The sequence below is a fragment of the Alteromonas sp. ABH4_457 genome (assembly GCF_056160625.1).
Genome location: NZ_JBSWXN010000005.1, coordinates 470,582 through 483,296 on the forward strand (window position 1 = coordinate 470,582; position 12,715 = coordinate 483,296).

The 12,715-nt window shown below is 47.6% G+C and carries 13 protein-coding genes; 10 read left to right on the forward strand and 3 right to left on the reverse strand.

Going from position 1 to position 12,715, the window contains the following annotated elements; all coding sequences use genetic code 11:
• The first annotated feature begins 110 nt into the window (after positions 1-110).
• From ACXAGR_RS14845 to rplS, 7 genes are all read left to right on the forward strand, one after another.
• Positions 111-1,280: an HD domain-containing phosphohydrolase gene (locus ACXAGR_RS14845; protein WP_474851119.1), complete on the forward strand. Its 1,170-nt coding sequence runs from the start codon at positions 111-113 to the stop codon at positions 1,278-1,280.
• Entirely contained in the window at positions 1,277-3,307 is a 2,031-nt protein-coding gene (locus ACXAGR_RS14850; protein ID WP_474851120.1) for an MHYT domain-containing protein, read from the forward strand. The genes ACXAGR_RS14845 and ACXAGR_RS14850 overlap by 4 nt, the downstream gene beginning before the upstream one ends.
• Entirely contained in the window at positions 3,288-4,175 is an 888-nt protein-coding gene (locus ACXAGR_RS14855) for a response regulator (protein WP_474851121.1), read from the forward strand. The genes ACXAGR_RS14850 and ACXAGR_RS14855 overlap by 20 nt, the downstream gene beginning before the upstream one ends.
• A gap of 135 nt (positions 4,176-4,310) precedes the next feature.
• Positions 4,311-4,562 (forward strand): 30S ribosomal protein S16, encoded by a 252-nt coding sequence (rpsP, locus tag ACXAGR_RS14860; RefSeq protein ID WP_070174859.1) that lies wholly within the window; start codon positions 4,311-4,313, stop codon positions 4,560-4,562.
• Between the two features lie 25 nt (positions 4,563-4,587).
• Complete coding sequence (gene rimM, locus ACXAGR_RS14865) at positions 4,588-5,109, forward strand: ribosome maturation factor RimM (protein WP_474851122.1); 522 nt, start codon at positions 4,588-4,590, stop codon at positions 5,107-5,109.
• The gene (gene trmD, locus ACXAGR_RS14870; protein ID WP_474844786.1) at positions 5,109-5,870 is read left to right on the forward strand and encodes a tRNA (guanosine(37)-N1)-methyltransferase TrmD; all 762 of its coding nucleotides are present in this window, start codon (positions 5,109-5,111) and stop codon (positions 5,868-5,870) included. Before rimM ends, trmD begins: the two co-directional genes overlap by 1 nt.
• Positions 5,871-5,888: 18 nt before the next feature.
• A complete protein-coding gene (gene rplS, locus ACXAGR_RS14875) occupies positions 5,889-6,248 on the forward strand; it encodes a 50S ribosomal protein L19 (RefSeq protein ID WP_119500788.1) in 360 nt (119 codons plus the stop codon).
• Between the two features lie 78 nt (positions 6,249-6,326).
• On the opposite strand, the gene ACXAGR_RS14880 is transcribed toward rplS, so the two are convergent.
• The 3 genes from ACXAGR_RS14880 to ACXAGR_RS14890 are packed head-to-tail and all read right to left on the reverse strand — an operon-like array spanning position 6,327 to position 8,386.
• Positions 6,327-6,938, reverse strand: coding sequence for a response regulator transcription factor (locus ACXAGR_RS14880; protein ID WP_119500789.1), 612 nt, complete (start codon positions 6,936-6,938; stop codon positions 6,327-6,329).
• A gap of 2 nt (positions 6,939-6,940) precedes the next feature.
• Positions 6,941-8,038 (reverse strand): sensor histidine kinase, encoded by a 1,098-nt coding sequence (locus ACXAGR_RS14885; protein WP_474851123.1) that lies wholly within the window; start codon positions 8,036-8,038, stop codon positions 6,941-6,943.
• An 18-nt stretch (positions 8,039-8,056) separates the two neighbouring features.
• Complete coding sequence (locus ACXAGR_RS14890; RefSeq protein WP_119500791.1) at positions 8,057-8,386, reverse strand: DMT family transporter; 330 nt, start codon at positions 8,384-8,386, stop codon at positions 8,057-8,059.
• A 254-nt stretch (positions 8,387-8,640) separates the two neighbouring features.
• On the opposite strand from ACXAGR_RS14890, the gene ACXAGR_RS14895 reads away from it, so the two are divergent.
• The 3 genes from ACXAGR_RS14895 to ACXAGR_RS14905 all read left to right on the forward strand — a co-directional run bounded on the left by ACXAGR_RS14895 (position 8,641) and on the right by ACXAGR_RS14905 (position 12,713).
• Complete coding sequence (locus tag ACXAGR_RS14895) at positions 8,641-10,773, forward strand: TonB-dependent siderophore receptor (RefSeq protein WP_474851124.1); 2,133 nt, start codon at positions 8,641-8,643, stop codon at positions 10,771-10,773.
• A 96-nt stretch (positions 10,774-10,869) separates the two neighbouring features.
• Complete coding sequence (locus ACXAGR_RS14900) at positions 10,870-11,385, forward strand: maltose acetyltransferase domain-containing protein (RefSeq protein WP_474851125.1); 516 nt, start codon at positions 10,870-10,872, stop codon at positions 11,383-11,385.
• 236 nt (positions 11,386-11,621) lie between these two features.
• Complete coding sequence (locus ACXAGR_RS14905; protein WP_474844790.1) at positions 11,622-12,713, forward strand: 3-deoxy-7-phosphoheptulonate synthase; 1,092 nt, start codon at positions 11,622-11,624, stop codon at positions 12,711-12,713.
• Positions 12,714-12,715 lie beyond the last annotated feature (2 nt).

Here is a 12,715-nt window from a genome sequence, read left to right on the forward strand (position 1 = left end):
ATTTGAATTTCACCGGAGATTGACCATAGTTAAACAACAGCAAAAGGTATTTTTAGTAGTCAGTCAGGTTCTGTGTTTGTTAAACAAGTGAACCGTCTCCGGGAGCCTCCATGCAAAACAAAGCACTACTGGTGGATGATGTGGCCAATGTGCTCGATTCTTTCCGGCGCAATCTTCGGGGGCAACTTGCTTTTGATGTGGCAAACAGCGGTAAAGCGGCGCTGGCACTGATGGCAGAAAATCATTATGCCGTGCTTGTCACTGACATGACTATGCCGGATATGAATGGCTTATCGCTGCTAAGGGAAGTAAAGCGTCTCTATCCGGACACTGTGAGAATTATGGTTACCGGTAACGGCGATCAGCAAACAGCCATAGATGCAGTAAACGAGGGGGATGTTTTCAGGTTTCTCACCAAACCCTGTTCTGTTGTTGAACTGAAGCGGGTTATAGAAGCCGGATTTCATCAACATAGTCTGATTATGGCAGAAAAGGGCCTGTTGAATCAGACAGTAAGAGGCATTGTCAGTGTTCTGGCTGAAGTCCTGGAGTTGGTGAATCCGAAGGCTGCAGCACACAATGTACAGTTGAAAATGTACATGCTTCAGCTCGCAAGGGAACTGAAGCTAAAACAAAGCTGGATGTTGGAACCCGTTGCTGAGTTATCACAGTTGGGAACGATTCTATTGCCGGGCGTACTGGCCGACCAGTATGAAACCAGCAAGCTGACGGCGGCTGAAAATGAACTGATTGAACAACACGCCAGTCTGGCCAGCGATTTACTGGAAAAAATTCCCCGCTTTGAAGCGGTAGCCAGGAACATCCGCTATCAGGACAAGTGCTTTAACGGGGAAGGTGTCCCCGCTGACGATGTACAAGGTGCAGACATTCCTTTCGGAGCGAGAATGCTTAAAGTGGTTAATGATTTTATCAGGGCACGGGAGACAGGCATGTCCACGGTGGATGCATTACGCCGGCTGGAAACAGATGCCCGCTGGTACGACGGCAAAATTTTGTCGGTCTTTACCCGAATGTTGCTGCGCAAATCCGATTTGATGTCTGTGCCGGTATCGTCCATTGAACCCGGTATGGTGATATCAGAAAAAATCGCGACCAACGCCGGAAAGCAACTGGCCAGAGAAGGGCAGGTAGTAACCACTACACTCAAACAGATCCTCACTGTATGCATACAAAGTGGTGCGTTAAGTCCTGCACTGATGATCGGAGTGTATCTGGAAGACAACGGTGACGCCGGAAATGCGGAGGATATTGCAGTATGACTTTCTGGAGGTTTATTACGCCGGAGCCGGCGTTATATACGGAAGTAAACGGTCATTATAATCACTTTATTCTTTTCCTTTCTCTGCTCGTTTCAACACTGGCGGCCTACTCGCTAATTGTCGTGTTAAAACGGATGTGGCAAACCGAATTATTGTCAACAAGACGGCAATGGAAGCGGTTTGGCAGTGTGACATTTGGGTTAGGGGTATGGGCGATGCACTTCACCGGCATGCTCGCCTTTATGTTACCTATCGGCATGTCATTTGATGTGGCATTGACCATGGTGTCTATATTGCCACCCATTGTTGGCGCTTATATCGCTGCGAAACTCATAGCGACACAAGTATTCACCTTTACCAATATTCAACTGAGTTCATTGAGTCTGGCGATCGGGATCGGGGCAATGCATTACACAGGCATGGAAGCTATGGAGACTGAAGCTGCCATGACCTACGATTTTGGCTTCTTCTTACTCTCCATCGTTTGCGCCTGGCTGTTTGCGATGGTTGCCATTTATATGGTGATTTACATACAGCGTAAAAACATTCGCGGGCAATTAGGACTGGTGGGCTGTGCCATGGTGATGGGCATGGCCATCGCGGGCATGCACTATGTGGCAATGTATGCGGTGCATTATTATTTGCCAGTAACATTTATTCCCTCAGAGACCGGGGGCCACGCTGAACCAGCCATTCTCGCACTGGCTATTACAACACTGGTGTTCGTCATTTTTGCAACAACGCTGCTGGGGTCAATTTTTGACAAGCGTTTACAGGCTGCTGAGCTTACAGCCAAAGTCAGCGCTGCCAGAGAGAAAGACATCGTGGAAAACCTGGCTGACGGCTTGCTGGTGGTCAATGAAAATGGCCGGATTACCGGCGTTAATACCGTCGGTCTCAGTTTGTTCGGATATAAAGATGCAGACCAGTTGCGCAACGAGGATATTACAAAAATCCTGCCCGGATTCGACATCCGGCTGCTCACAGGAGACGGTGAAGAAGGGAAGCATCAACACGTCATGCAACTGGACGGTAAACGGTCGGACGGCACTACCTTCCATTGCGAAATGAATTTTTCTCCTATGACCGTGGTTATACAGAACATGCATCTGTTCAACGTGGTTATCCGTGATATCACCCAACGACTTATGCTGGAAGACCAGTTGCGGCAGGCACAGAAAATGGAATCCATCGGCCAGCTTGCTGCCGGTATTGCTCATGAAATAAATACTCCGACGCAGTATGTGTCAGATAATATCTTCTTCTTAAAGGGCGCATCTGAAACCGGCATTTCTGTGATGAAAACCGTTCATGCGCTTCTCAACAGTAAGGATGAAGGCGAACAGGCTGAAATAAGAGCAGAACTTGAAGCTCTGATGAAGGGTGAAGATATTGAGTTCCTTATTGACGAGATGCCAGTGGCATTCGACCAGTCGGTTGAAGGTGTGCAGCGTATTGCAAAAATCGTCGGGGCGATGAAGTCTTTTTCCCATTCGGGTGACGAAAAAATGCATAAGGTCGACCTGAAAGAAGCAATCTCCTCAACCATTACGGTGGCCCGGGGAGAATGGCGTTATGTGGCCGACCTTGAAGCGGAGTTTTCTGAAGATGTGCCGCTGGTGACCTGCAGCAGAGACGAAGTGAATCAGGTGGTACTCAACTTTATTGTAAATGCCGCCCATGCCGTAGAAGAAAAGTTTGGCCGCGAACGGATGGAAAAAGGTTTGATTCAGGTGCGTGTGTATCCTGCGGATGACACGGTGATCATTGAGATTACCGATAATGGAACAGGCATGAGTAAAGAGGTATGCAAACGCATTTTTGAACCGTTTTTTACGACCAAACCGCCCGGTAAAGGAACAGGGCAGGGGCTTTCACTGGCCTATGCAGTGATTATAGAAAAGCACAAAGGCCAGATATTAGTGAACAGTGAAATTGGACTAGGTACTACCTTTAAAATTGTTTTACCGGTGGAACACCCGCAGACCGTTGAAAGTGAGCTCAGTGATGAAAATACTCTTTGTTGATGATGAAAAAATGGTGCTCAACGGCCTTAAACGGGCGTTGTATCAGACCGGTTGGAAAATCAGTATTGCTGACTCGCCGCAAAAAGGGCTGGAGGCTATCGCGTCAGATACGCCTGATGTGGTCATTACCGACATTATGATGCCGGTGATGAACGGTGTTGAATTTCTTGAGAAAGTGAGCGAAGGCAACCCGGTGATCAGTCGTTTCGTGTTATCAGGCCAGGCGAATGAGAGTTTAATACTGCAGGGAAGTCAGGTGTCTCACTGCTGGTTTACGAAACCCTGCTCACATGGTTTGCTGACCCAGCATTTGCGTGCTGTTGAGGAAGTAAATCAGACTTTTCCGGATAGTGCTGCTTGTCAGTCGATGGCAGTCAGTTCACCTTTGTTTAATTCTTTTACCTTGCTAAAACAGTTCATGCAGTGCGTCAATTCCAATTTGTGCGAGCTCACTGCATCTGCGCGGCCTGATATCAATGATAATATGAAAAAGGCCGTGTCTCTTTGTGGCGAACGTTTTTTCGGGCAGGGAGATTATAGTGATTTCAAGGATGCATCATTGAAACTGACACTGGGGGAGAGTCAATTTTATGCGTTGTTGTTCACCGCTGAGTTAATGATGCGGCTGCCGGGGTTATTAGACGAACCTGCGGTGGGCGCCAGGCTGGAACAGGCACTTTCCCGGTGCAAAGACCATGCTACCCCCCTTAATGCACTGGTTCTGATGATCATGGCGTTGAAACAGGATTTGCTGGCCGGCGTGACCATCCCGGCAAAAGTTTCACCCCGTCAGGCATTGTTATTTATGCTGCATATGTGGAACTTACCTTACCCCATCATCCACACCGTATCGGAAAAGGTGTCCTGAGGCGCTTTTTTCATCACTAAACTTGCAATTAAAGCGTAGATCCGTATAATGCCGCGGCCTTCTTGTTGGCGCTGATTTTTCAGTGCTTTCAACGAGGTAAGTTAACGGTAACGCTACAACGAGTTTGAGGCAACTATGGTTACTATTCGTTTACAGCGTGGTGGCGCGAAAAAGCGTCCATTTTATCAAGTAGTTGTGGCTGACAGCAGCCGCGCAAGAAACGGTCGTTTCATCGAAAACGTCGGTTTCTTCAACCCAACTGCACAAGGTCAGGCAGAACGTCTGCGTTTAGATCTTGAGCGTGTTGAATACTGGGTTGGTGTTGGCGCGAGCTTATCTGAGCGCGTTAACAGCTTGGTAAAAGAAGCTAAAAAAGCGGCAGCGTAAGCTGTCCTTAATCTGGTAGGTAAAGATGAGTCAAGCGTCTGACAAAGTGATTATTGGCAAGATCGGGGCATCGTATGGTGTGAAAGGTTGGGTCAAGATCAACAGCTTTACTGATGTACCAGAAGGTATTTTTGACTATTCACCGTGGCAACTCAGTGATGGTAAAGAATACCGGATTGATCAGTGGCGACCCCACGGTAAAAGTCTGGTGGCGAAAGTTGTCGGTGTAGAGAGTCGTGATGACGCAGAGCGCATCAAGAATCTGGACATCGCAATTAACGAAAACCAGTTACCTGAACTTGGTGAAGGTGAATTTTACTGGCGGGAGCTCACCGGCATGCAGGTCGTAACTACGCAAGGTTACGATTTGGGTGTGGTGAAAGATGTGTTTAACACTGGCGCAAATGACGTTTTGCAGGTCCGCGCCAAAGTGAATGACGCATTTGGTCAAAAAGAAAGATTATTGCCGTATGTGATGGACTCCGTCATTAAATCGGTAGATAAGGCTTCAAGTGTAATTACGGTAGACTGGGACCCGGGGTTCTAGTGACTGCGGAGAAATGGTTCGGCGTTATCAGTTTGTTTCCTGATATGTTCGCACCCTTCATGCAACAAGGCGTTGTGGGACGGGCTGTGAAATCAGGCATTCTGGATGTCGAGATGTTTAACCCACGTGATTACACGCACGATCGTCATCGTACCGTTGATGATCGCCCTTATGGCGGTGGTCCGGGTATGTTGATGATGGTGAAGCCTTTAACTGACGCCATCGCCGCGGCGAAACAAGCCGGCGGTGAACATGCAAAGGTGATTTACTTATCACCACAGGGTAAAAAGCTGGATCAGGCAGGGGTTAAACGCCTTGCCACTAACGACCGCATGATTTTTATCTGCGGGCGTTATGAAGGAATCGATGAGCGCGTCATTGAGGCCCATGTTGACGAAGAATGGTCAGTAGGGGATTACGTGCTAAGCGGCGGCGAACTGCCAGCGCTTGTGCTCATGGATGCGGTAGCCAGAATGGTGCCGGGTGTACTCGGTCATCAGGCTTCTGCCATTGAAGATTCTTTCACCGACGGGTTACTGGATTGTCCGCATTACACGCGGCCTGAAGTACTTGACGGTAAAGCGGTTCCTCCTGTGTTGTTGAGCGGTGATCACGAAAAAATCAGACAGTGGCGACAGATGCAATCGCTGGGCAGAACCTGGCAGCGTCGCCCCGAGTTATTAAACCACCTAGCTCTGACTGAGGAGCAGCAGCGTCTTCTTGAAGTATTCAAGTCGCAGTTGCAGCAAGATGACAGTTAACTAGGACGAGAGGATATGATGAGCAAAGTCAGTCAAGATATCATCAAGAAAATTGAGCAAGCACAGCTCAAAGCTGATGTTCCTGCATTTGGTCCAGGTGACACAGTAGTAGTAAAAGTTCGCGTTACTGAAGGTGACAAAGAGCGTCTTCAGGCGTACGAAGGTGTTGTTATCGCTAAGCGTAACCGTGGTCTTCACTCGTCTTTTACCGTACGTAAAATTTCAAGCGGCGAAGGCGTAGAGCGTGTGTTCCAAACACACAGCCCGGCGGTTTCTTCTATTGAAGTTAAACGTCGTGGTGCAGTTCGTCGTGCTAAGCTTTACTATCTGCGTGAGCGTTCAGGTAAATCTGCACGTATCAAAGAGAAGCTTAACTAAGATTACTAATCCTTGCGTTACTGTTAACTATGAAAAAGCCCGCTTTAAGCGGGCTTTTTTGTACCTTCTGAAAAACCTTTACAGCCAGCCTTTCTGTTCTGCGATTCTGGCTGCATCAACACGGTTTGTTGCCCCGAGTTTGGCAATGGACTCTGAGAGATAATTTCGAATCGTGCCTTCTGACAGAAATAACTGAGATGCAATTTCTTTGGTTTTTAATCCGTCGCTGGCGAGTTTCAGCGCCTTACGCTCCTTTTCAGACAGGGGGTTATTGTCATCTAATGCCAGTAAAGCCAGCTCAGGATCAATGACACGTTCTCCACGATTGATTTTCCTTAACGCTGAGATAAGATAATCACTGTCAGATTCTTTTAAAATAAAGCCTTTTGCACCAAGCTGCATAGCCCGTTTAATATAACCGGGTTTAGAAAATGTCGTCATAAATACCACAGTGCCGGCAAAACCTGAGTCCTGTAACTTACGGGCCATGTCCAGGCCACTCAGATTTGGCATTTCGATGTCAGACAAAATCATATCCGGATGAGGATTGTTACTAAGCCATGAGATGGCAGCTTCCCCGTCCACACACTTTCCGGTGACTGTGATGTCATCTTCCAGATCCAGTAAACTGGCGATAGCATCCCGCACCAGTGACTGGTCCTCGACAATGAGTAACGAAATAGCCTGCATAGTTATTCTCCGGTGTGTAAGGTCAGTCTGACCCTTGTTGCGTCGCCACTCGTTATCGACATCTCTGCACCTATTAAGCCGGCGCGTTCTCTGATGCCAGTCAGTCCATTTCCCGCATCAATAACCGCATGCTTACCATTATCTTCAATCGTTATCGCTAACATTCCGTTTTCCCGCAGGGCTGAAAGACTCACAAGATTCCCCTTGCTGTGCCGCAAAATATTGGTAAATACTTCTTTTACGACCAGCGCGAGATGAGATTCTTGCAAGGCGCTGAGACCGCTAAATGCATCGTCGTGAACAGAGGCGTTGACTGCAAAGCCCAGTTCAGAGAGTGCGCGGGTGTTTTTGGTAATTTCTTCCGAAACGCTGAGTTTTTTCAGGTCGCTGACTGCATGACGGATCTCGCTTAAAAGAGACTGAGAAAGATGTGCAAGCGCTTTTACTTCCCGGTGTGCTTCCTGCGTGCGGCCTTTTTCTATGAGTTTCCCCGCTAACTGTGCCTTCAGTGACATGCTGCTTAGTGCGTGGCCGGCAATGTCATGGAGGTCACGGCCAATGCGTTCCCTTTCTGCAATAGCACTGAGCGCACTCAGTGACTCTGCGTGTCTGGCATCTTTAAGCTGGCTCCAGGTTTCCTTACGTTCCATTACGCCAAAGCAAGAAAGTACAAGCAGGTTAATTAATGAAGCGAGAAAAAATAGCAGGTGATCATCAAACCAGAATAATTGTAAGCCTGTTAAGGACAAACCGGTAAACAGTACAAATGCGATACCGGCGGAAACCGGGTAGTAGTAGCCGGCAATATATGCAATAAAGCCAAATAGTACAGACGCTCCCGGATTGTAAAAGCTGATGGTAAATGACAGGGCCGTCAAAGCCGACAAAGGCAGGGGCAGGGTAGAGAGCTTGCAGTGAATGGCAAGCAGATACAGAGCCACAAACAGGATGTATCCGCAGCCAAAGATCACTAACTCCCGGGGAGCAACTGACTCAGCATAAAAAAGAGGGACAAAATAAGATAACGAGAAAATTAATGAACTGTAAGACCATTTTTTCTTGGATCCTTCCGACAGTAACGGTAGCTGAGAAGCATGCATAACTGATGAATTCCTTCCTTATTGGAATACGACGGCAGATTTGCTGGTAATTAATAGTGTACCCGAAAGTATGAGCACTATTCCCGCAACAGCGTAAGTGTCGAATTTTTGGTTCCAAAATACAACTGACGCAGTGACAATAAGCGCAATGCCCATCCCCGACCATATTGCATAGGCGACACCAATACCCATATTTTTTAATACGGCCGCAAATATCATTCCTGAGATTGCATAAAGAGCAATTGACGCAGAGCCATAATGCCATTTTTCCCAGCCGTCCGACATTTTTAAACAAAGTGTGGCAGCAACTTCTGTGAAAATGGCGCAAGCAAGTAATACATAAATCATGGTGTTCTCCTTATTGTGCAAGCCGGGCTTGCAGCGGGTTAAGTGCCGGTTAAATGTACTCAATGTTGAAGCATGTTCAGTATGGCTTGAGCGGTTGCCTGTTGTAAGTCACAAACATCATCAGTGTCAGATGACAAATGTCATGATAAATAATGATTATCTAATGTTAATGATAATAATTATTATTTGAAATTCGCTATGTCCTCTTTATAATGTCGTCCGAATTTTCACTTTGGTTAAGAGCAGGTTTCACAATGACTAAAAAGCACATTTTTGCGCTTTCACCTATCATGCTGGCAATGGCTGTACAGGCGCAGAATGCTGATGCAGACAACAACGGTGCGCAAGCGGATGAAGACAATATCGAAGTAATCCGAATTGTTGAAAGTCGCGTTCAGCGTATCAGTTCAGGCGCGACTGGCCTGGGTCTGGACAGCTTTGATACGCCACAGTCGCTGTCGATTCTGGAATCTGATCTGATTGAAGACTACCGCTTAAGTGATATCAACAGCCTGTTTAAGCAGGTGACAGGTATTAACGTCGACCAGTCTGAAACCGACCGGACATACTTCAACGCCCGTGGTTTTGACATCACCAGTATGCACATTGACGGCTCGGGCATTCCTTTCGGCGATATTTTTGTCGGCGATCTGGATACGGCGATTTATGAAAAGGTCGAGTTTATCCGTGGTTCAAACGGTCTGATCACCGGCCTGGGTAATCCGTCCGGTACGGTAAACTACGTGCGCAAACGCCCCGGTAACGAAACCGAAGCCAGTGTTGACTTTACACTGGGCCGCTGGGCATCCATGCGAACTGTGGCTGATGTATCCACGCCACTGACTGATTCCGGCAGTTGGGCAGCCCGTGTGGTGGTGGCCCATCAAAATAAAGAGAGCTGGCTGAACCTGTACGAAAATGAACGTAACGTGTTCTACGGTATCGTTGACGGACAGCTGAGTGACAGCGTGACTGTGATGTTCGGCTATTCGCATCAGGACAACAACAGTGACGGTGTGACATGGGGTGCAGTGCCTTTAATTTATTCAGATGGCACCCAGGTTGATTTCGACCGTTCTACCACTACAGCGATGGATTGGACCTATTGGGATACATTGAATAAAACCGCGTTTGCAGAGCTAAGCTGGTTTATTAACGACAATCTGCAATACACGTCTAAGCTGAATCACATCCGCTATGAAGATCACTCTGCGCTATTTTACACCTATTCCAACACCGGCTTAGACGCTGAAACGGGCTTAGGCATGCTGGGTTATCCGGGTAGATTTGATGCCGAAGATAAAACCTTAATCTGGGATAACAACCTGCAAGGTACGTTTGAGGCTTGGGGCAGGGAACATACATTTAATGTTGGTGTCAGCCTGGCTGATGCAGAAACCAGTGACATGGATTACGGTGCACTGAGCGGCTTTGATGACATGCCTGCTCTGCCGGGCTGGACGGGAACTGAAGTGGCACTCCCTGAATGGGCGGCACCTTATCAAGCGGGTTATACCGACATTTCATTAAACCGTTTTTACGGCTCAGTACAGCTTGCGGTTACCGATGCGCTTGATTTGGTGCTTGGTGTCAGCTTTGTTGACTATGAAAACGAGGGTGAGTCCTGGGGCGCGTCAACCTCTACGACTGAAAATGGCAGCAGCCCGTATATCGGCTTTACCTGGGAAGTTCTGGAAGGCCTGAATGTATACGGCAGCTACAGCGATATTTATCAGCCACAGTATTACCTGAATGAAGATCTTCAGCCTCTGGGGTCAGCAGAAGGCCGCAGCTATGAAATGGGCGTTAAGAAAGAGTTCGCAAACAACTTCCTGCTGACTGTTGCACTGTTCAGAACGGAACAGGAAAACCTGTATGAATTCATCGAATACGGCGATGGTGACGGTGTTGATGATGACGATTACTCAGATGACTTTAATTATGCGCTGTACCGTGGTGTAACCGTAGACTCAAACGGTTTTGAAGTTGAACTGTCCGGTGCAATCACTGATGAGTTATCCGTTCAGGGTGGCTTAACTGTGCTGAGCATGGATGAAGAGAACGGCGATGAAGCCCGTACCTTTATTCCCCGTCGAACTTTTAAGATGCTGGCGGACTATGCACCTGTGTGGAATGAAAAGCTTAATATGGGTCTGTCTGCCCGGTATCAGAGTGAAACTTATTTCACATCAGGTTATGGCCGTATTACTCAGGATGCATACGCTGTGCTGGGCGGTTATGTGACCTACAGCTTCAGTGATAATCTGTCTTTCAGCCTGAATCTGGATAACATTACTGACGAGAAATACCTCAGCTCAGTAAGAACCGAGCAGGCATTCTACGGATCACCGACAAACTACAGTCTGACGGTTAGCTGGGATTATTAATTCCTGCTGACAATGTAACAAAATGCCCGCCTGAGTAGCGGGCATTTTTGTGTCTGTGATAGGCTTTTTCTTCCCCATCTTTACAGGCATTTCTGAATGGAAAACGGCACTTCACTTTTACAGCACAATCCTGAATTTCTGAACATGCTGGCAGGGGAATGGTATCTCACTAATGATGCCGGCCTCAGGCAAGCCAGGGCGCAGGCAAAAAAGCTGTGTCATCAGGCTGACGTTCTCTCAGGAACGGAAAAGTCACAAGTACTCAGTCAACTTATTCCCGGTGCCACGGGTTTACAGACAGGCCGTCACTTTAATTGTGATTACGGATTTCAAATTGTTTGCAGGGGTGTGTTTACCGCTGGTTGTTATTTAACCATTCTCGATGGCGCTTCTGTGGAAACCGGCGATAATATAATGGCCGGAGATAATGTTGTCATTGCCACCGTTGAGCATCATAAAGATCCCCAAAAACGACTTGCCGGATGGCAACGGGCACGTCCTGTGGTGATAGGGAGTAATGTAACTATCGGAAATGGCGTAACAATTCTGCCGGGCACCGTAATAAAAGACAATACAGTCATCCCCGACGGCGCAGTCGCAGGCCGGCGATAACCTGGTCTTTAGAACGATTTTGCCGGCGTAGTGTCAAAAAAGTCTCCGGTGGTGGTTGCGGCCTTTATCAAAAATTGATAAAAAGTCAACGAGCTACGCCAATAAAGATTTTTATATTCTGTAAACTTAGATTTACATCGTGAGCGGGCAGTTAAAATACCGTGTAGCGCCGGCGGCAATTTTGCAAAAGGTCACTGCAGGCAGGCCAACCAATTTTATTTTATGAAGAGAGTCTCATGATTAAGGACACCGTTAACAACGTACACGTCAGTGCTGAACAGGTACTGATCACTCCGGATGATTTAGCTAAAGAATTGCCGGTTTCTGATGAAGCCCTTTCGGCTATCTCTGAATCCAGAAAAATTATTTCCGATATTATTCATGGCCGTGACCACCGTTTACTGGTGATCTGTGGTCCCTGTTCCATTCACGATATCGACGCAGCGAAAGATTATGCGTTGCGCCTGAAAGAACTTCATGAGTCGTGTAAAGATACCCTGTTCATCGTTATGCGGGTGTATTTCGAAAAACCACGTACAACCACAGGCTGGAAAGGGCTGATAAATGACCCGCACCTGGACGGTACGTTTGATATTGAAACCGGGCTGCGTAAAGCCCGCGAGTTACTGATCTGGTTAGCAGAACTTGAAATCCCTGTTGCGACAGAAGCGCTGGATCCAATCAGCCCGCAATATCTGGCAGAGCTGTTCAGCTGGAGTGCTATCGGTGCCCGTACTTCTGAGTCTCAAACTCACCGTGAAATGGCATCAGGCCTGTCTATGCCTGTCGGATTCAAAAACGGCACAGACGGCAGCCTGGATATTGCAGTGAATGCACTGAAATCAGCTGCTTCCGGTCACAGCTTTATGGGGATCAACAAGCAGGGGCAGGTAGCGGTTATTTCTACCAGTGGTAACCCTGACGGCCATATCATTCTGCGTGGTGGTAAACAGCCAAACTACGACTCCGTTTGTGTATCTGACTGCGAAGTTGATTTGGAAAAAGCCGGTCTGACTGCAGGACTGATGGTAGATTGCAGTCATGCTAACTCCTCCAAAGATTACCGTCGTCAGCCGCTGGTAGCGCAGAACGTGGTTAATCAGATCCTGGAAGGTAACCAGTCGATTATCGGTATCATGCTCGAAAGTCATATTAATGCCGGTAACCAGAAAGGTGATGGTGTGCCTGTTGACGAACTGGAATATGGTGTGTCAATCACTGACGGTTGTATTGACTGGGAAACCACAGATACGCTTATTACCCAAACCAGAGATAAGCTGATAACTGTGTTACCATTGCGCCAAAATAAACGGTCTGCTGTAGCCTGAAG